Raw genomic sequence first — 20,347 nt, forward strand, 5'->3', positions numbered from 1 at the left:
GTTTCGTTGTAGGAGAGAAGAAATATGATTGAAATAACACCTGTTTTGGATAGTAAAAACGGTGAACCATTGTACTTACAACTAGCCAATTATATTAAACAAGAAATTTTATCCGGAAGAATCAAACCAAAAGAAAAGTTGCCTTCGAAACGAAATTTATCGAATTACCTTGCACTAAGCTTAAATACTATTCAGTCCGCATACGACCAGTTATGTGCGGAGGGGTATGTAGAAAGTCAACCTCGAAAGGGTCTATTTGTTGCAACCTTTGATAACGACATAATCTTTAACCAAAAAAGTCTTGAAAAAATGGATTCAAAAAGCCAGCAAGTAGAAGTCAATGCCAAGGTAGATTTCAATTCGGGTAATGTTGATTTAGAACACTTTCCATACTCTACTTGGAGAAAACTAACCATTCAATCATTGTACGAAGATCAGGGAGAATTATTTTATAATGGAGATCCTCAAGGTGAACTGCTTCTACGTGAAGAAATTGCAGCTCATGTTTATGCTTCTAGAGGTGTTAGATGCTCTGCCGAACAAATCATAATTGGTGCGGGTACCCAGGTACTTATTGGATTATTGTGTATGTTAATCGGTAAAGAGCATATCGTTGCTCTTGAGAATCCTGGCTTCCATAGAACGAGAATTACTTTACAAGATCTAGGAGTAAATACGGTTCCTATCCCTCTCGACAAAGATGGGATCATTATAAACGAGTTAAAAAATTCGGATGCCGATGTTGTTTATGTGACACCGTCTCATCAATTTCCTTATGGGATGATCATGCCCATTTCAAGAAGAATGGATTTGTTAAAATGGGCAGAAGAAAGTAACGGATATATTATTGAAGATGACTATGACGGTGAATATCGATATAAAGGTAAGCCAATTCCGTCCTTACAAGGGCTGAGTACAAAAGAAAGTGTCGTGTATTTAGGAACATTTTCGAAGTCATTGATCCCATCAATCCGTATTAGCTATATGGTGTTACCATCTTCGCTGCTGATAAAGTATCAGGAGCACTTCACGATTTATAAGCAGACCGTTTCGCGTCTTCACCAGGATACTCTATTTCGTTTTATGAAGGAAGGATTTTGGCAAAGTCATTTAAATAAAATGAGAACGCTTTATCGTAAAAAGCAAAGTACCTTAATGGTAGCCATTAACAATTCTCTTGGAAAAAAAGTAAACATTATCGGTGAAAAATCAGGACTTCATATTGTTTTGGAAGTAAAAAACAATATGAAGGAAGAAGAGTTAATTAACACTGCTATGAATGTTGGTGTAAAGGTATATCCATTATCAATATATTACAACGGAACAACTAGCGTAGGTTCTAGAATCTTACTTGGATTTGGGGGACTAACGGAAACTGAAATCATTACAGGAATTAAGTTATTAAAAGAAGCTTGGAGAATTTAGGTAATGACACTTGTTCTTTCAACAAGTTAAGACCTTAACAATGATGAGTAAAAACAAGGAGGAAACGAATATGACAAAGAGAAAAATGGAGTTATCACTAGAACAACATGAAGAACTACTCAGTACATTGAAAGCCCGTTTTGAGAAAAATATGAACCGACATGAAGGTCTTGAATGGGCTAATGTACAAGCTAAGCTCGAGGCTCATACGGAAAAACTGTGGTCGCTCAATGAAATGGAGGGAACTGGTGGTGAACCGGATGTTGTTGGCTATGATCAAGAGACGGGCGAATACATTTTTTATGATTGTTCAGCGGAAAGTCCTAAAGGTCGCAGAAGTGTTTGTTACGACCGTAAAGCATTGGAGTCAAGAAAACAACATAAACCAGAAAATAGCGTGATGGATATGGCAACTGCCATGGGCATTGAGCTTTTAACGGAAGAACAATACCGGGAACTGCAGAAACTTGGAAACTTTGATTTAAAAACGTCAAGCTGGGTGCAAACACCTGACAATATTAGAAAACTTGGCGGGGCCCTCTTTTGTGATCGTCGCTACGACACCGTCTTTGTGTACCACAATGGAGCAGAATCCTACTATGCTGCAAGGGGTTTCCGTGGCGAGCTAAGGGTCTAAAGTGATGCAGAGTGCCAAGGGGACGGTTCTGGTGGCACTTTTTTATGAGGATGTAGCCAATCTCGACAATTTTTTTTGCCTTACGCCACTGATGTAAAGTATTCACCCTTCTTTTAATTAAACGTTTGTTTACATTCGAATGTGGAGGAATAAAAGAGATAGAAGTCGATTTGAGAGAAATATGGATTATTTTGTAGAATAAGAGGAGAATTCTGCGGAAGGTTGGCCGACAATCTTTTTATGCGATTTGTGAAATAAATAGCTATATAAATGGGTTTGTGCCCGTTTTAACTAAACGATTAAATAGTATATCATATACGGAAAATCATCATTTTATGGCGAAAAAGACGGTTCTTTTGGTAAAAAAACCACGAGAACCGTCCCTATGGCATTCAGGAAGGAGCATCACATGAGGATTATTGATGAGTATTTCGAAACAGCGATGGAGGCCTGGAGTATGATGCAAAAGACTTCTGGTGATGAAGGGGCAGAATGGGCAGAAAGATTCGAACGCTACTTTTATGAATTTATCGATGAATTGAAGAAATGGTGGGCCACTCTTCATCCAAAGCCAACGAATCTAGATGAGGCTGAGGAGTTACCTGAAATAAAAAAGTGGATGGAGCAAATCCCTGCTCCTGTACAACTTAATTTTCTTACCGAATTAGAGGATATTTTGGATGGATTTGATACAGAACGTTTTGATTGAGAAGTAGAGTGGTGGAGAAGTGTTGGTGTACGAAGGTGATAGTGTGAGACGAATATTTTTCAATTATATCGAATTATTGATAAACCAAAATTAAAAGGGGTTATTTGTGGGTCTCCATTAAATGGTGCAAAATTATTTATACCCATTATTCCTCTCTTCTTAATTAAGCAATTATTCATTAAAGAAGTACCATCGGTTTCATTTGAAAAAAAGAATACCTAAAAGAATACATATCATTGGTTCAGTTGGAAGTGGAAAAACAACGTAGAAAGAGAATTATCTTCAAAGATACGAAATGCAGGAAACTGAGGGGGAGGATAAGCGTGAATGGACCTCTTTGGATTGGCGTTATTTTAATTATAATAGGAATCTTCGATTTTCTCATAGCAAGGAGAATAGGAGAAAATAAGAAAAAGACATATTTTCAAGTCTTGTTATGGACAATCACTACTATTAGTTTCTTAGGTGTTTGGTTATTTGGATAGGAGAGTAAGAAAGTGTGTCATACAGGTTTATTGGTTAAAAAGGATATGGGATGAAATCGTAATGGTTTCATCCTTTTATTATGAAGTTCCCTAAAACAAAAAAATGAAAAAATGTAATTATTTTCTTTTTTATTATTGTGATTAGAAGTATAATAGTTTTCCTCATTAAGTGATTCATGGCTGGAAACGTAAAAGGACTGGAGTGATTTTCATGATTATTAATCAACGAGATTTCAATGTTAAAGGATTAGACTACGTGATTAGAACTGCTGTGGAAAGTGACGCAATAGTTTTGTCAGAATTAAGAGTAGAGATTGATGGAGAGACCGAAAATATGGACAGAGAAAAAGGAGAGGCGTTCATAGACCAGGCCTGTTTTGAAAAGATTATTGAAACGGATACTAACCATCCTAGACGCTTATTTTTAGTTGCAGAAGTGGACGGGCGAATTGTAGGTTATTCAAGATGTGAAGGTCATGATTTAAAAAGATTCTTACATAAAGTGGAATTTGGTTTAGGTGTTTTGAAGGATTTCTGGGGATATGGGATTGGAAAGAATCTAATGATAGAAACTATCTCGTGGGCTGACGCCAACGGCATTAAAAAAATAGTGTTAGCTGGTGTTGTGGAAACGAATGAAAAGGCGATTGAACTGTACAAAAGGCTCGGCTTTGAAATTGAAGGTCTAATGAAAAACGACCGAATCCTCTCAGATGGAAAATACTATAACACTTATATGATGGGAAGATGTAAGGAATAGTTTTGTTTGGGGGACAGTCCCCCGGCGCTTTAACGCAGCGGGGGACTGTCCCCGTATAATTTTGAGTCACCGAAGCATAATATAGCCATAAATTGGGCTAGGGTGACGCGTATGAATATGGAAAGATGGATTCTTATAGGTTTTTCATCTCTGTGCATTATTGCACTCTTCAAATTGATCCCCAGGAGTAAAGCAAGAGATGCCTGGGTTTTATTTACCTTTCTTCAAATAATCACTTGGCCGGCGGGCTTATTTGCAGTCGAGAAAGGGTGGATTGAATATCCGACACAGTTATTCCCGCATGTTAATCAATACAACCGGACAAGCTTCTCCTTTGAGTTCTTCCTTTTCCCTATTGTTGCGGTGTTTTTTAGTTTGTATTATCCAGCTAAGGTTAAACCTAAAGGTGCAATTATCTACTATTTATCCTTTACTGGTTTCTTCACCATTTGCGAAGTCCTGCTTGAAAGGTATACCAACCTTGTGAAATATCATGAGTGGAAATGGTATTGGACGTTAATCACTGTTATGATTTCGTTATTTTTAAATCATAAGTATTATTCGTGGTTTAAAAAAAGACTGGTTAAGGTTGAAAACGTATGAGAATTGAAATTCTTATTTTGGTGTCTTCATGGATCATATGCATATTTTTATTGTTGAGATATGTACCAGTCGACAAAAAGAGGTATGCCCATATCACCTTTTTATTTTCTTCAACAATCGCATGGATTTATGAGTATCTCCAAGTGATTCTAGGGTTGGTAGAGTTCCCATTTAGAGAATTTGAAGTTGCGTCTAAAATGAGTTTTTCTCTTCACTATTTTGTCTATCCAACATTCTGTGTGTTTTTTATTCTTTTTTATCCTTTGGAAAAAGGCAAACTAAGAATCATTGTTCATTTTCTGCTGAACTCCATTGCCATTTCAACCTACACACTACTCATCGAAAAATATAGTTCATTAATCGATTATTTAAAGTGGAACTGGTTCTCGAGTGTGTTAAGTAATTTAATCCTTATTTATGTAATAAAGAAATTTGTATTTTGGTTTAAAAAAGGGCTCGTGTAAGATGGCGAAAGTTATAAGGTTAAGATCAAGGAGTATCTGTCAGAACATGGGATGAATTCATATGGCCCAACTTTATAGGAGATAAAACTAATAGGGTGTTGAACTGAGAAGGGATTAGCGCCGTTTTTGTGTTATAGAGGGGCAGGTAGCATACGGGAACAGTAAAATTCAATTATATAATAAAACCCGCTGCCTCCTTTAATTTCCTTTGAATAGGGAGGAATAATATGTTTTAATTAACAGATAGGATGGCCATAGAGGTGGTTCTGGTGGTTTTTGACCTTTACAAGGTGTTTTTTGTGAACTACGAGAACTGTTCCTGTGGATGGTAAGACCCAGCTTTTATAAAGTTGGGTCTATTAGTTTTTTGTTAATTATTATTTTTAGATTTATAGCAAACTAGGACGCATTACAGCAAGAAAGAAGGATTTCAAATGAATGGTACACAGTTGGATAAAAAAACACAAGACACTTTACTACGTGCGGTAGATCGTGCAAAGGATCATAGTCGACAGTTGGAAATGAGAAGAGAAAAGGAACTTTGGAAAGAAATCGATACGCCATGCCGCCACATTGACTTATTAAGTTTGTTGAAAAAGCATGAATTGGATAGTATCCGTAAAAGACTTGACCTTAAAGGTCTTAGCACACTCAATAAGGGTGCGTTAGCTAGTGAGCTTGAACGATTGATCCCGATTCATTTTGAAAAGATCCTACATAAGTTAGATCAAGAGAGATATGACCTCATCCATGAAATTGTTAAGAACTCTAAATATACCATTAAGAATAATGAAATTTCTATTTCAAAAGTTGAAACACTCATGGAGTGGGGGATTATTTTCCCCGGTATTGAGCAGGGCCAAAGGTTCTTAACCATGCCTGCTGAACTTGTAGAGCTATTTTCAAAAATAGATGGACCTGAGCTGAAGAATATTATTTGTCGGAATACCGAGTGGATCGGCCTCACTCATGGGATGCTTTACTATTATGGGGTTATGGAAACATTTCTTATTTTACAGAAGGTACGACAATATACTCAGCAAAAAGTGGATAGTTTAGAATACTTACATGTTTTTTCAGCTGCAAGTAAGTATTACGGGCAAGCAAAATTTTCGTCCAATGGGGTTAGTCTAGAAGATGACCGAGTATTTGAGACCGAAGGAATTATCGATGAACATAACAAGCGATCTAGTATCGACTTTTATCCTTTTACAAAGGAACAGTTGTTAAACGCGGGAGAGACTGGTTATATTGACCGAGTACCTGCCATGGACAAGTTCCTAGGGTTCCTATTAGAACATTATGATTTAACCCAGCCAGAAATTGAAGATTTGGCCATGCAGTTAATCAATATCATTAATATGGATGACCATCCATCGATGATGATTAAGTATTTAAATTCACGGCTTGAGTTTCCTACCTTTGAATTTGTGCAAGAAATAACCGCGCATGCAATGGAGATTTATAACCAGACACGCATGTGGATACTAAAAGGATATTCACCTTCTGAGCTGGCTCAAGAAGAAATGAAGCACTTGCTTCCATTACCATCTGTTGATGAGAATAAAAAAGTAGGTCGTAATGATCCGTGCCCTTGTGGAAGCGGGAAGAAATATAAGAAGTGTTGTGGAAAATAAGAGGTGGAATGGGGACAGTCCCCCGGCGCTTTAGCGCAGTGGGGGACTGTCCCTAAATTTTTTTCAATCCCGTAAAACTTTTCTTCAAGATATACGTCTAAACATCAAAGCTCTTAAAAAGGGGGATGAAGGTGTCGTATCTACGAGATAGAGAGATATTGAGTTGGTATGAGGAGTTTAACGAACCTATTTTTAAGTATATTTTTATGATGATACAGGATTATCAGCAAGCAGAAGATTTAAGGCACGAAGTCTTTTTAAAGGCCTATGTTCATTATGATTCCTTTCGGCGTCAATCCAACCCAAAAACGTGGCTTTATAGTATGGCGCATAATCTAACCATTGATTTTATCCGAAAGCGGAAGCCGATATTATTTTTACAAGAAGCGTTTTTGTTTAAGAAGGATCCGAATCCGTTACCTGAAGAAAAGATAGAAATAAAAGAGAGTGCATATGAACTTTATAAAGCATTGGGGGCCATTAAAGATTCCTACAGGGAAGTGATTATCTTGCGGAAAATTAAAGAGTTTTCGATTGAGGAAACAGCGGAGATTTTAGGCTGGTCTGATAGTAAGGTGAAATCTACTCTTTTTCGAGCGATTCCCGTATTGGAGAAGCAACTGTTAAAGGAGGGATATCTGCTTGAAGAAACCATATAAGGGGAGTATATTGGATAGCGAGTTAGCTCAATTCGAGGCAGATATCGTTTGGAAAAACGGCCAAAGTGATGAAATGAAAGAGCGATTGATAAGGGATTTACATAAGATTTCCGTAAAAGCTAGGAGGAATAAAGGTTTTGCATTTCCTGTAAGAATGTGTGTAGCGGCTGCTGTGCTAGCGATAGCTTTTGTTCTAGTTAAACAGGAAAATTTCAATCGCAGCCATTCATCACGCAGCTCGTACCCAGAAGGGATAAACACGTTCGAGCAACCCACACAAAATAAAGATGTATCCGTTACTTTTTCAAGGGAAGAGCAAGATTTAATTGAAAAGGGTAACAGCGATCAGGAACGCTTTTTAACAGAAGAAGCTGTTATTCCTACTACAATCATCTTTCCTTCAATTGCAGGAAAACCAGAAATTGCTGCAACGAAGGATCAAGGGCGGGTTCTAGCTAGTGTCATTTATCCTGTTAAAGGTGGAAAATCCATATCTATTGAAACGGCTATTAATCAACGTGGTTCTGCGAAACGGGCTTATGATTCGTTGGTAAAAAGGTATTCCGGTTTTAGCTCTATGTTAACCATTGGAGGTCACCAGGCTATTCTAGTAAATCCTTTTGAAGCAGATGGGGTTCATCGGTTAATTGTGGTCAGTGATGGATATATCTATTCTATTTCAGGTGGAAAAAGTAGTGACGATGTGATAAAACTGGCTAAGTCCATTCAATTTAGTAAATAGTTTTTAATAGAGAGGTGCTTGCATGAAAATCGATTCACCTAGAATTTCACCTGATCGATCGACTAAGAGGTTCCATGATATCTTTTATGAAGAGGATTCCATCTTAGAGATGTGCACCATTGTGGATTCTGTGTTTGAAAATGAAGTGGTTGATCGCGTGCGGTTATCGAATGCGGTGGTGAAAAATTGCAGGTTCAACCAAACGGATTTCGGAAGCGGCGATTTTACGGACGTGTGTTTTGAGAACTGTGATTTTTCCAATGTCAATTTGAGTAAGGCTTCTATTCATCGCGTAGAGTTTAAAAATTGTAAGCTGGTCGGTGTGAATTTTGCAGAGTCGAGCTTTGGAAACGTTGGATTTACGAATTCGGTGTTGAATTTGGCGACCTTCGGAAATTCGAAGCTGGAGAAGGTAGTTTTTCAGGATGTTTCTTTGAGGAATACCGATTTTTATGATTGTAAGCTTAAGAAAGTGGACTATCAATTCTGTCAGCTCGATGGAGCAAACTTTGATCAAACATCATTAAAAGGAATCGATATTAGTTCCTCCACCTTTGATACACTCACAGTTTCCATGGAAAAACTAGCTGGCTGCAAGGTATCCTCCCATCAGGCAATTCAGTTTGCGACGTTGATGGGATTGATTGTTAAGGAGTAGAAAAAATTTGGGGACAGTCCCCCGGCGCTTTAGCGCGACGGGGGACTGTCCCTTGTTATAAACACGTACATTATATAGGTACTTTGAATTAAATGTTCATGTTTACGTTGATGTTCTGAGATTATTTTGCTATATTGTCATAGTAATCGTTTGAAAAAAATTTACTCGTATATACTCGGTAATATGGGCTGAGCGTTTCTACCTGGTTCCCACTGAAAGAACCAGACTACGAGTTGAAGTATGTGGCAGTTATTCGGTTTTTAGCCGATGTCATATTATAATAGGCATTCTTTAGATATGCCTCATTATGTATACTTTGACTTTGTAGGTCTAGAGGGTAGAGAACATTCTGCCGTTCTAGGCCTTTTTGTTTTGAAAACAATCGAGTAGATCAAACAACATGAGAAAAGGGGAAATGATGGATGAAAAACAAAATGGGTAAGAAATTTACTTCCTTGGTCACTATTGGTGCCCTATTATTATTGATGTTTGCGGGGTACCGCTCCACTATTGTAAAGGAAACAAAAGTAGAAGCTGCTCAAAGGCCGATTCTCATTGAGGGCCCGATGCCAATAGAGGCTGAAAAATTTGCTCAGAGATTAGATAAAGTGAAGGTAGAAAAATCAGGAACGTTTGTTTTTTATAAAGGAAAGCTAGATAATTATCCTGTCATTGTGGCGAAAACAGGCAAGGGAATGGAAAATACAGCAGCGGCTACGGCTATTGCAATTGAAAAATATAACCCAATCGCCATCATCAACCAAGGTACATCTGGTGGACATGATCCGAAGTTGAACGTATTTGACATTGTGTTAGGAAAAAGAACGACCAATATCGGTTCCTTAAAAACAGAAAGTAAGAATGAAAACGAGGGGATGGATCCATCTCAGTGGAATCCGATGGACCTGATGGCTTCTGAAGGAAGTGGATCGGATCCAAATGCTGAAAAAATCCGTTACTACGAGGGCGATAAGGATTTACTCGCAGCTGCGAATGCGGTGAAGGATACATACACAAAGGGGAAAGTGGTAGAGGGGACAATCGGATCAGCGGATGTTTGGAATAATGAAGTGGACCGAATTAAATGGTTCCATACCAACTATGGTACATCTGTTGAAGAAATGGAAGGTGCAGCGGCCGCACAGATCGCTGATGCTTATAATGTAGCCTTTTTGGGTATTCGAATTCTATCTAATAATAAAACAAATGGCGGAGCCTACAACCCTAATACGGCAACAGCCAACCAAGAATATGTCTATGAAGTCGTAAAACAATATATTTCTACGATTAAAAGGTAAATAATTAAACGGAAGGGGACAGTCCCCCAGCGCTTTAACGCAGCGGGGGACTGTCCCCCTTTTTTTTCAAATAAAGGAAATACCATATCTATTGTTGAATTTATTAAATGGTAGAATTAGGTAGAAAAAATTAAGAGATAAGGTGAAGAGAATGGGTTCAATTGTAAAGCTTATGCAAACAGATGCAGAAATAATGTTGACGTTTAGGACGATTAAACAACTGCGGCCGCACTTAATTGAGGATGATTTTTTAGAAAAGATCAAACGAATGCAAGCGACATATGGATATCACTTAGTTGCGGTGATTGAGGATGATGAAGTGAAAGCGGCAGCGGGATACCGGGTGACAGAATCGCTCGCATGGGGAAGGTATTTTTATGTGGATGATTTGATTACTGATGAGGGAAGCCGGCGCAAAGGTTATGCAAAAACTTTATGGGATTGGCTGATTGAACAAGCCAAAATCAATAACTGTGAGGAATTCCACTTGGATTCAGGTGTACAAAGATTTGATGCGCACCGTTTTTATCTTAAATGTGGGTTAGATATTACTTGTCATCATTTTCAGAAGTCACTGTAGATTACTAGTGTTTGTATGTTATTAAATCTATTTTGATAAATGGGTGTGATTCTATTGATAAAAGATAAAAAATATCTTTACATTGCCCTAATCCCTTTTTTACTGTCAATGGCATTAAATTTCCCCTTTCCGGATGCAGCTCCATATGGAGAGACGCTTGTTTCGGTTTTTGATATTTCCGTTCGAACAGAAAATGGAATAAATTTTATAGGAATAGTATCTTTATTATTATTGATTTTAAGTCTTTATTTACTCAGTAAATCATTAAATAAATACAAGGTTCGGATGAGCTTGCTTGCTATTTTAATTGCTATTTTTACTCCGCCTTATGTAGTAAAGTCAATTCAAAAAACGTTCGCTACAGGCATTTATGCTGTCTCCTATGAATCTGAAGAAAGCACTTGTAGTTTTGAAAAAAATAATGCGACAACCTTAAATGCGATATGTGAACTTCCTTTTGAAAATTACAGTGACAAGAGTGTGGATTTCAATGTTGAATTTAAAAATTTGGACTCCTTTCCGCTTGAATCCATTATGAACAGTCATGCACCATATAAGGTCAAGTTAGAAGGAAGTGAGCGTAGGGTAGTGAAAATTGAAACAAGTGTTGATGTATCTAAGCTAAAAATCCAGCTGGATTCAGGTGAAGTGGCCGGATTTAATCTTATCATTAAGTCTGGTGGCAAAAGTAGAAAGTTATAATCATATAGCTTTGCGGATAAGAGGTGGGGATTTGAAAGCTAAAAGGACAGCTGCAATTGTGGCGATTGGTTTATTATGTCTGGCTATTACTGTTATTATCAACCTATTACATAAGGACGTTTGGGATCAAAATGAAGATTTGTTGAAAGAGGAAGTGCTATCGCTTGGGGCTTCAGTTGAAACGGTCAATTTGCGAGAAATCACGCCATTTAAATGGGATGTGGCTTATAGCTTTCCACCGTATACTCCCAAAGAAGATATCTACAAAACGGTAGGGTATAAATGGGACCGGGTAAGTGAGACGGTGAATGAGGGAATGGATCAGATTGTGTTTATGAAGGATGGAAAAGTGGTTTGCTATATTTATGGGTATCCAGAGAACAAGGGATATGGCCTATCAATTCAAACGGATCAATATAAAGGTGCGGCTAGCTTTCTTCGGGCAGAAGATGGTTTAATCTTTAAGGTAAAGAGAAGCAACGGGATTGTGTATTTGAGTAACTAATCAGTAGCATATGTTCTTCCTAATAGGGAAAGTTAAGAAAAATTACCGTGTTAGGAATGATCGTATTGTTCGATTCCCGCTTGGATCAGTTAGATAAAGCTGTGAATTGAGGAAAGAGTCTGCAGACATTCTTCTAGATTATTGGTCACGTTATTCCATTTTTACTACTTTTGAGTTTTGGTGCATAGTTGCGTTGTTTTTCGTACCACTAATTGTTATCCTCCTAAAAATCGATAAAAGTAAAATATTTTTGATTGGTTTTTATGGATACAGTGTTCATATGTTATCTTTTTATATTAATTTACTTGGCGTGAATAGGGGGCTTTGGAGCTACCCTTTTCAATTAATACCTACCATGCCAAGTTTCGCGTTTGATTCAAGTTTTGTGCCGGTAACTTTCATGTTAGTCTATCAATGGACATTACATCATAAAAAAAATATTATAAAACGGCACTAATCGTAGCTGTATTATTGGCCTTTATTGTTGATCCCATATTCGTGAAAATGGGATTGATAAGATTTTATAGTCATACTAATTATGCCTACCGTTTGGTCATCTATGTAATCCCATTACTCATGGCAAAGTTGCTTACAAATGTATTCTTATGGCTTCAAAAAAAGAAAGGGGACAGTCCCCCGTTGCGCTAAAGCGCCGGGGGACTGTCCCCTTTTACAATTTCTTTAGACTATTTAGAATTATTGTGTAGAAGTTTGTAGTAATACATTATAAACTATAAATAGTAATATATGCCTAAAAAGGAAGGGCGGTGAGTGTTTGGGAGAATAAGTAATTTTAATAGGTAATATATTTTCTAGGGTGGGTTTACAATTTAATAACTTGTTTGGAGGGATTTTATCAGTGCGTAACGTATTCAACAAGTCCAAAAAGTGGCTGAGTATGACCTTAACAGCAATCATGTTGTTAGCACTAGTCTTGCCACACGGAGTAAATGCTGCAACGTCACCAGTTTCATTAGTGAAATGGGACTTTAGTAGCACGACAAACAAACTACAAGCTACCTCAGGAACATCAGAGAACCTCAACAAGACACTGTCCGTTACAGGAGCAGCTCTTTCTACAGCTAATCCTTATGTAAACGGGCCAACGACTGGAATTACAGTTCCAAACGCAGATAAATGGACAAACAATCCAGCCTATTGGCAAGTATCACTATCCACAAAAGGCTACCAATCTATCACACTATCATCTAAACAATATGGTTCAAGCACAGGACCAAAAGATTTTAAAGTTCAATATAGCTTAGACAACTCTACTTGGGAGGATATACCAAGTGCAACAGTAACAGTTGCTACCAACTGGACAAGCGGCGTGTTAACAGACGTGGCGCTTCCAAGCCAAGCAAATGACAAGGATGTCGTCTACGTCAGATGGTTAAGAAACTCAACTACATCCATCGGTGGAGCAACCGTGGCTTCCACTGGTACAAGCCGTATCGGTGAAATTGAGTTCAAAGGAACTGCTGCAGCTCAAGAGCCACAGCCAGATCCAGGTGCCGTTCCAGGCAAAGGTACACTGGTTGTTGGTGATGAAGCACTAGCAAATGTCACCTTTAGCTTAAGAGATACCACTACAAATGTTTGGCATGATTTCACAACAGATGCAAATGGTGTATTCACGCACAATCTGCCAGATGGTACCTACAAAATTGAAGGGATTTGGGTAGCACCAACCTGGTATCCACTAGGCAAAACGATCACTATTAAAAATGGTTTAGTAGATGGTCTACATGAATTGAAAATTGATGCACTAAACCCTGCAGAAGGAACATGGAATGTATCAGGGACTGTAAAAAATGGTACACAAGCATTAGCGAAACTTCCATTCAGTGTACATAGTACAGATGGAAAATGGTACGATGCGACAACAGATAAAAATGGAAAATTCAATTTTAAATTGCCAGATGGCAGCTACCAAGTAGACGGAGTATGGGTAGAAGCAAGCGGCAAATGGTTTGAACTAAACCAAGTGTTCAGCGTGAAAGACGGAAAGCTTGAAGGCGCTACTGAATTACAAATCGACCTTTCTGGCGTATTCAATGTGACAGGTACCTTGAAAAAAGGAACACAAGCATTAGCAAATACTGTGTTCAGCCTTCATACTTCTTCTGGTGAAGTGAAATGGTATGATGCTCACACGGACGCGAACGGAGCATTTGCATTAAAGCTTCCTAACGGTTCCTACACGATTGATGGAATTTGGGATAGCGTGGCAGGCAAATGGTTCGAGTTGAAGAAAGACTTTACCGTTGCAGGTCAATTGCAATTAAATCTTGACGTATTAACAGATGGAACAGGTGTTGTTTCACCAAACGTTACTGGTGTTCTAAAGAAAGGTACTGCTGTTCTACCAAATGTGGTATTCAGTGTGCATACTACTTCTGGAGAAGTGAAATGGTATGACATTACAACGGATGCCAACGGTGTTTACAGCACGACATTACCAAATGGAAGCTATATGCTTGAAGGTGTATGGCTCAGCACAGAAAGCAAATGGTACAATTTACAACAAGAATTTACTGTAAATGGTACGAAGGAATTCAATATCGACGTGTTAGCAGGACAAGCAAACAGCAAATTTACATTGAATATCATGCATTCTAATGATACGCATGCAAACCTTGACAATGTGGCTAGAAAAATGACGGCGATTAAGTCTGTTCGTGCCCAAAAGCCGGATGCATTACTACTTGACGCTGGAGATGTATTCTCTGGAACATTGTATTTCAATCAGTATAAAGGTTTAGCAGATTTAGAGTTTATGGAATTAGCAGGCTATGATGCGATGACTTTTGGAAATCACGAGTTCGATGCTGGTATTCCAACATTGGCGGACTTTGTAAAAGAAGCAGACTTCCCATTTGTCAGTGCGAACCTTGATTTTACTCAAGAAGAGAATTTAAGCTCTCGTTTCCATAAGGATGTTATTACAGAGAGCCCTGCAGGTGGCAACATTTATAACGGAATCATCAAAGTTATAAATGGGGAAAAAGTTGGTATTTTTGGATTAACAACTGAAGAGACTCCGACTATTTCAAGTCCAGGGCCGAATGTTGCCTTTAAAAATTACATTCAAGAAGCACAAAAATCAGTAGATGCTCTTAAAGCACAAGGCGTGAACAAAATCGTTGCTTTAACCCATATTGGTTACGATGATTCTAATGCATGGGACAACGACTTAACTTTAGCTGCTGCAGTTGAAGGAATCGACGTCATTGTTGGCGGGCACTCTCATTCTAAATTGGATGCACCATTTATCGAAACAACTGGTGACGAGCCAACTGTAATTGTTCAAGCGAACGAATACAATAAGTTCCTTGGAACATTGGATGTCACGTTTGATTCAAAAGGAAAAGTCATCGTTCCAGAAACAACTGGCAAACTGCTTGACGTTGCTACTTATGCAGAGGATCCTGCAACTGCTAGTATTTTAAACACAAAATACAAGCCATCAATTGATGCAATGAAAGCGGAAGTAGTTGGTACATCTTCTGTTGTTTTAGAAGGTGGAAACCCACCAGCACGTACAAGAGAAACCAACCTTGGTAACTTCATTGCTGACGGTATGCTTGCAAAAGCGAAAACGATTAACCCTAATACACTAATTGCGTTACAAAACGGCGGTGGCGTAAGGGTTACTCTACCGGCTGGTAATATTACTTTAGCCAACATTTTCACCGTTCTACCTTTCGGAAACGCATTAGCGATTATGGATTTAAAAGGTTCAGAGATTAAAGAAGCACTTGAAATTGGAGTGAAAACAGCTCCAGCAACTGCAAATGGCGCGTTCTTACAAGTTTCTGGCTTGAAATTCACGTATGATAGCACAAAGCCTGTTGGTGAAAAAGTTCAAAGCGTACTTGTAAAAGGTCAAGATGGCACATACACAGCTCTAGACCTTACTAAAAACTATGCCGTAGCAACAAACATTTTCACTGCTAAAGGTGGAGATGGATATACAGTATTTGCTAAAGCTTACGCAGAAGGTCGTGTAAGTGAGCCGGGCTTTGTGGATTGGGAAATGTTCAGAGACTACATTGCGGCACAACCAAATAAAACGGTAAATGCTCAAGTAGAAGGACGTATTGTTAACGTGGTTCCACAAACGGTTTCAGCTTCTTCCTTCAGTGGCACTGCTGCCAATCCTAAGGTCTACTACGGAAACATTGTTGTTGATGTAACTGGTGTAACGAAGCTTGAATACGCAACCGTACATGGTAATCTAACATTAAAAGGCAATACAGGAGTTGAACTTTCTAACGTAACTGTTGATGGGGATACTATTTTTCAAGATTAATAACTAAGAAGGAGGCTGACCCATCAAGGAGCTGACGCCACATTTAGGCCGTATCTAGGACACTGAGATAGATATTTGAGCGTGACGTCTGACTTTTCACCGATGTGTCGGCCTTCTTTAACCCAGTAATCATAACTAACCAGGGGGTGCAGTATTGTCTAGAAAAAGTAAGAAGAGATTTCATATCGTTCTTGTTGCTGTCATGCTGATCAGCTTAGTCTTACCTAACTTCTATATCCAAAGAGCCACTGCTGCTACACAAGCGACCGATCTATTCATCTCTGAATATATCGAAGGCTCCAGCTTTAACAAGGCACTCGAGCTCTACAATGGGACAGGGGCTCCTGTTAAATTAAGTGAATATACACTTGAACATTATAGTAATGGTGCAACGACTACCACTTATAAAATGGCGTTATCCACTGATTCATCTTCAACTCTAGCAAGTGGATCTACTTTTGTCATTTCACGCAGTGATGCGGACCCTGCCATTGTGGCAAAGACAAACTTTTTAGACACTGGCAAAACCGTTATTAACTGGAACGGTGATGATGCGGTTGTTTTAAAGCATAATGGCACCATCATTGACGTGATTGGAAAAGTGGGCGAACGTTTGAATTGGGGAACAACTGTTAAGACAATTGATCAAACGTTGGTAAGAAAAAGCTGGGTTACAAAGGGAGATGCTAATCCAGACGATGCATTCGACCCTGCTGTTGAATGGGATAACATGGGGAAAGATGTATTTACCTATCTTGGTTCCCACACGATGGACGGTGGCACTCCACCACCGGTAGAAACACAAGTGGCAAACGTAACGGCATCACCAGGAGCGAGTACAGTTCCAAGTGGAACAACAGTCACTTTGTCGACTGCGACTTCAGGTGCAGTCATCTACTATACAACGGATAACACGGAACCAACAGAAGCGAGTGCAGTCTATTCGCAGCCAATTGTTATAACACAGGCAACAACCATTAAAGCTTTTGCGGTAAAATCAGGCTTAACGAATAGTGCGGTTAGCAGCTTTGCTTACACGATTGAAGTTGCTGGTACTGCCACTCACATCTATGATATTCAAGGAAAATCACATACTTCTACATTTACTGGTAAAACAGTTACTGATGTAGAAGGCGTTGTAACGTATATTGATGGAACAAGCCGATTTTTCCTACAAGATCTTGTAGGGGACGGAGATCCTAACACCTCTGATGGTATCCTTGTTTTTAAATCGAGCCATGGTGTATCCATTGGTGATCGGGTTAAGGTTACAGGGAAAGTATCAGAATTTGTTGGCGAAGGTTTTACTGAGAAAGCAACGACGGATTTAGCGATAACAGAAATTGAAGCCACAACCATTACGAAAAATGGAACGGCTCCACTTCCAGCACCAGTCAAGCTTGGGGTTGACCGAATTGCTCCAACAGAAATCATTGACAACGATCAATTTGCACAATTTGATCCACAAGAAGATGCCATTGATTTCTGGGAAAGCCTAGAAGGAATGTACGTTCAAGTTGACGATGGAAAAGTTATTGCTCTCCAAAAAGATGGATTAGTTTGGGTGGTCCCTAAGGATTATCCTACCAATGTGGTGAATGGCGGATTACGAATCACTGCGACGGACTATAACCCAGACCGTATTGGTGTGGATGTAAGAAATGGAGCTACGGCAAACAAGTCTTACCGCGCCAAAATGGGGGATTATTTTACCGGGGCGATTAAAGGTGTGGTTAACTACGGTTACAGCAACTATAAAGTAATGACGCAAGAATCAACTCTTCCAACATTAACTGAAACACCAATCGTTCGACCTGCTACAAAAATTACACCAGCAACGAATAAATTAACGATTGCAACGTATAACGTGGAGAATTTCTCTACTGTGACTCCAGATGACAAAGTCACAAAGATTGCGGATGCCATTGTGACGAAGTTGAAAAATCCGGATATTATTGGATTGAATGAAATTCAAGATAATAATGGTGAAACGGATAATGGCACGGTAGATGGAACGCAAAGTGCTCAAAAGATTATTGATAAAGTAAAAGCACTAGGTGGACCAACTTATCAGTATGCTGAAATTGCACCAGTTAATAATCAAGACGGCGGAGCACCTGGTGGAAATATTCGTGTGGCCTTCCTTTACAATAAGGATCGTGTTTCCCTAACGGCTGGAGCGCCTAAAGGAACTTCGACACAAGCTGTTGGTTTTGAAAATGGAAAGCTTACATTGAACCCAGGACGCATTGACCCGACAAACGCTGCGTTTACTTCCAGCCGGAAGCCACTTGCTGCTCAATTTGACTTCCAAGGTCAAAGCATTATCGTGGTGGCCAATCATTTTAATTCTAAGAGTGGGGACCAACCACTTTTTGGAAAAAATCAGCCGCCTGTTCTAAGCAGTGAAGTTCAACGACATAAAATTGCAACGCTTGTGAATAGCTTCGTTAAAGATGTGAAAGCAAAAGATGCCAATGCAAACGTAGTTTTACTGGGAGATTTCAATGATTTTGAATTCACGAAAACAGTAGAAATTGCTAAAGGGCATGAATTAACTGACATGATTGACCTTGTTCCTGAAAATGAGCGTTACAATTACTCTTATCAAGGGAACGCGCAAGTTTTAGACCAAGTCTTAGTTACCAACAACATGGTCGCTAACACTGCGGTAGATATCTTACACATTAACTCTGGTTTTATGGAGGTTCATGGACGGGCAAGTGATCATGATCCTATCATTATTCAAACCCAGTTAGCAGGAGAAGTCTTGCCTCCTGTCACACCTCCAGCATCGACAAAGGTGTACAACTTAAATGGCTTTAAGACGAAAAAGTTAACCGTAAACAATGTGGCTGCTGACATTACCATCGATGGATCTTCCATGATTTCGGATGGAATCGTTCTGAAAAGTGCTTACGCTAAGTTAAGGGGCGAGGGCTTAAAGAACACGGTGGTTACAGTGAGCCCAGTGGAACCTGGCGAGGCCGCTGTTATTGATTTTGGCGGTGTTGAGGTTAAAGAAGTTGTAATTGAAAATGGAAATGTTAGTCAATTAAGAGGTGTGGAAAAGGTTCAAAAGTGGACCGTGAAGGATGGAGTGACATTACCATCTACTCTAAAGTTCACTGATGCGAACGGTGTTGTGATTTCACCACCAGTAACTGGTGGGCCGAAAGTGAATCAAGCTCCAATGCAAACAAAGCCTTTCCCTAATTTTGCGATTGCAGTAGGTCAACCATTTTCGATTAATTTAAATGACTATTTTGTTGATCCTGAAGGAAGTGTCTTAACGTACACTTCTACTGTTGGTACCGTTCAAGGGTCTACTTTAATGCTTCCAACTGCAACGGCAGGTACTACTAATGTGTCTGTCACAGCGAACGATGGGGAGAAAACGTTAAGTCTCTCCTTTACCTTAACGGTAGCAGCAGCACCTGATTCTACCGTAGAATCGTACTACACAGCGGCTGCTGGAAAAACAGGGGAAGATTTAAAGCTTGCTTTACACAATATTATCAAGGTACAAACAAAGTTAACATATGCACAGGTAACGGAAGCTTTAAAGAAAACGGATGAAGATCCGAACAATCCAAATAACGTCATCCTTCTATACACCGGTCGTTCTCAGGCAAAAACAACGTTCGGTTCAGGGGTAAATGACTGGAACCGTGAGCATGTTTGGGCCAAGTCACATGGTGATTTTGGGACGAGCGTTGGACCGGGAACAGATATTCATCACTTACGACCAGCTGATGCGTCTGTTAACAGTACACGCGGACATTTGGATTTTGATATGGGGGGCAACCCTCAAGGTGAGTGTGCAGAATGTAAATACGATGGTGATTCGTTTGAGCCACCTGATCGTGTGAAGGGCGATATCGCAAGAATGCTTATGTATATGGACGTTCGTTATGAAGGCGATGGCGGTGAACTTGACCTTGAACTAGCTGACAAGGTAAATACGTATCCAACACCGTTCCACGGGAAAAAATCAGTCCTGCTTCAATGGAGCAAAATGGATCCACCAGATGCCTTCGAAAAACATAGAAACGACGTTATACAATCCATTCAAGGCAATCGTAATCCATTCATAGATCACCCAGAATGGGCCGACTCCATTTGGCAATAGACAAAGGTTAGGGACAGTCCCCCACTGCTTTACCGC

17 protein-coding genes and 1 riboswitch are annotated in these 20,347 nt (G+C 39.3%); all 17 genes read left to right on the plus strand.

The features are described 5' to 3' along the window. The first annotated feature begins 24 nt into the window (after positions 1-24). The 17 genes from RCG25_RS03075 to RCG25_RS03150 all read left to right on the plus strand — a co-directional run bounded on the left by RCG25_RS03075 (position 25) and on the right by RCG25_RS03150 (position 20,311). The gene (locus tag RCG25_RS03075) at positions 25-1,425 is read left to right on the plus strand and encodes a MocR-like pyridoxine biosynthesis transcription factor PdxR (protein ID WP_308082216.1); all 1,401 of its coding nucleotides are present in this window, start codon (positions 25-27) and stop codon (positions 1,423-1,425) included. Positions 1,426-1,495: 70 nt separating this feature from the next. Then, complete coding sequence (locus RCG25_RS03080) at positions 1,496-2,062, plus strand: DUF4256 domain-containing protein (protein WP_308082217.1); 567 nt, start codon at positions 1,496-1,498, stop codon at positions 2,060-2,062. Positions 2,063-2,471: 409 nt separating this feature from the next. Next, a complete protein-coding gene (locus RCG25_RS03085; protein WP_308082218.1) occupies positions 2,472-2,771 on the plus strand; it encodes a hypothetical protein in 300 nt (99 codons plus the stop codon). Positions 2,772-3,467: 696 nt separating this feature from the next. Then, the gene (locus tag RCG25_RS03090) at positions 3,468-4,016 is read left to right on the plus strand and encodes a GNAT family N-acetyltransferase (RefSeq protein WP_308082219.1); all 549 of its coding nucleotides are present in this window, start codon (positions 3,468-3,470) and stop codon (positions 4,014-4,016) included. A 111-nt stretch (positions 4,017-4,127) separates the two neighbouring features. Then, positions 4,128-4,619, plus strand: a complete 492-nt coding sequence (locus RCG25_RS03095; protein ID WP_308082220.1) for a CBO0543 family protein — start codon at positions 4,128-4,130, stop codon at positions 4,617-4,619. After that, positions 4,616-5,083, plus strand: coding sequence for a CBO0543 family protein (locus tag RCG25_RS03100; RefSeq protein ID WP_308082221.1), 468 nt, complete (start codon positions 4,616-4,618; stop codon positions 5,081-5,083). Before RCG25_RS03095 ends, RCG25_RS03100 begins: the two co-directional genes overlap by 4 nt. Before the next feature lie 434 nt (positions 5,084-5,517). Continuing rightward, positions 5,518-6,720: a YecA family protein gene (locus RCG25_RS03105; protein WP_308082222.1), complete on the plus strand. Its 1,203-nt coding sequence runs from the start codon at positions 5,518-5,520 to the stop codon at positions 6,718-6,720. 125 nt (positions 6,721-6,845) lie between these two features. Further along, positions 6,846-7,379, plus strand: coding sequence for an RNA polymerase sigma factor (locus tag RCG25_RS03110; protein ID WP_308082223.1), 534 nt, complete (start codon positions 6,846-6,848; stop codon positions 7,377-7,379). Then, a complete protein-coding gene (locus RCG25_RS03115) occupies positions 7,363-8,121 on the plus strand; it encodes a hypothetical protein (protein ID WP_308082224.1) in 759 nt (252 codons plus the stop codon). The genes RCG25_RS03110 and RCG25_RS03115 overlap by 17 nt, the downstream gene beginning before the upstream one ends. 22 nt (positions 8,122-8,143) lie before the next feature. Then, on the plus strand, positions 8,144-8,779 hold the full coding sequence (locus RCG25_RS03120) for a pentapeptide repeat-containing protein (protein ID WP_308082225.1): 636 nt from the start codon (positions 8,144-8,146) through the stop codon (positions 8,777-8,779). 145 nt (positions 8,780-8,924) lie between these two features. Continuing rightward, positions 8,925-9,028, plus strand: a riboswitch (purine riboswitch). A 173-nt stretch (positions 9,029-9,201) separates the two neighbouring features. Next, positions 9,202-10,077, plus strand: a complete 876-nt coding sequence (locus RCG25_RS03125; RefSeq protein WP_308082226.1) for a 5'-methylthioadenosine/S-adenosylhomocysteine nucleosidase — start codon at positions 9,202-9,204, stop codon at positions 10,075-10,077. Between the two features lie 151 nt (positions 10,078-10,228). Then, complete coding sequence (locus tag RCG25_RS03130) at positions 10,229-10,657, plus strand: GNAT family N-acetyltransferase (RefSeq protein WP_308082227.1); 429 nt, start codon at positions 10,229-10,231, stop codon at positions 10,655-10,657. A gap of 54 nt (positions 10,658-10,711) precedes the next feature. Then, positions 10,712-11,359, plus strand: a complete 648-nt coding sequence (locus RCG25_RS03135; protein ID WP_308082228.1) for a hypothetical protein — start codon at positions 10,712-10,714, stop codon at positions 11,357-11,359. A 31-nt stretch (positions 11,360-11,390) separates the two neighbouring features. Beyond that, positions 11,391-11,864: a hypothetical protein gene (locus RCG25_RS03140; protein WP_308082229.1), complete on the plus strand. Its 474-nt coding sequence runs from the start codon at positions 11,391-11,393 to the stop codon at positions 11,862-11,864. A 280-nt stretch (positions 11,865-12,144) separates the two neighbouring features. Further along, entirely contained in the window at positions 12,145-12,321 is a 177-nt protein-coding gene (locus RCG25_RS26050) for a CBO0543 family protein (protein ID WP_374121057.1), read from the plus strand. Between the two features lie 402 nt (positions 12,322-12,723). Next, positions 12,724-16,179 (plus strand): 5'-nucleotidase C-terminal domain-containing protein, encoded by a 3,456-nt coding sequence (locus tag RCG25_RS03145; protein ID WP_308082230.1) that lies wholly within the window; start codon positions 12,724-12,726, stop codon positions 16,177-16,179. Between the two features lie 154 nt (positions 16,180-16,333). Beyond that, a complete protein-coding gene (locus RCG25_RS03150) occupies positions 16,334-20,311 on the plus strand; it encodes an endonuclease (protein ID WP_308082231.1) in 3,978 nt (1,325 codons plus the stop codon). Positions 20,312-20,347 lie beyond the last annotated feature (36 nt).

This window comes from Neobacillus sp. PS2-9, assembly GCF_030915525.1.
Taxonomy (GTDB): Bacteria; Bacillota; Bacilli; order Bacillales; family Cytobacillaceae; genus Neobacillus.

Bases quoted from the DNA above. Each gene is read 5' to 3' on its own strand.
- RCG25_RS03075 (WP_308082216.1), top strand. From the start codon at position 25: ATGATTGAAATAACACCTGTTTTGGATAGTAAAAACGGTGAACCATTG.
- RCG25_RS03080 (WP_308082217.1), top strand. From the start codon at position 1,496: ATGACAAAGAGAAAAATGGAGTTATCACTAGAACAACATGAAGAACTA.
- RCG25_RS03085 (WP_308082218.1), top strand. From the start codon at position 2,472: ATGAGGATTATTGATGAGTATTTCGAAACAGCGATGGAGGCCTGGAGT.
- RCG25_RS03090 (WP_308082219.1), top strand. From the start codon at position 3,468: ATGATTATTAATCAACGAGATTTCAATGTTAAAGGATTAGACTACGTG.
- RCG25_RS03095 (WP_308082220.1), top strand. From the start codon at position 4,128: ATGAATATGGAAAGATGGATTCTTATAGGTTTTTCATCTCTGTGCATT.
- RCG25_RS03100 (WP_308082221.1), top strand. From the start codon at position 4,616: ATGAGAATTGAAATTCTTATTTTGGTGTCTTCATGGATCATATGCATA.
- RCG25_RS03105 (WP_308082222.1), top strand. From the start codon at position 5,518: ATGAATGGTACACAGTTGGATAAAAAAACACAAGACACTTTACTACGT.
- RCG25_RS03110 (WP_308082223.1), top strand. From the start codon at position 6,846: ATGAAGGTGTCGTATCTACGAGATAGAGAGATATTGAGTTGGTATGAG.
- RCG25_RS03120 (WP_308082225.1), top strand. From the start codon at position 8,144: ATGAAAATCGATTCACCTAGAATTTCACCTGATCGATCGACTAAGAGG.
- RCG25_RS03125 (WP_308082226.1), top strand. From the start codon at position 9,202: ATGAAAAACAAAATGGGTAAGAAATTTACTTCCTTGGTCACTATTGGT.
- RCG25_RS03130 (WP_308082227.1), top strand. From the start codon at position 10,229: ATGGGTTCAATTGTAAAGCTTATGCAAACAGATGCAGAAATAATGTTG.
- RCG25_RS26050 (WP_374121057.1), top strand. From the start codon at position 12,145: ATGTTATCTTTTTATATTAATTTACTTGGCGTGAATAGGGGGCTTTGG.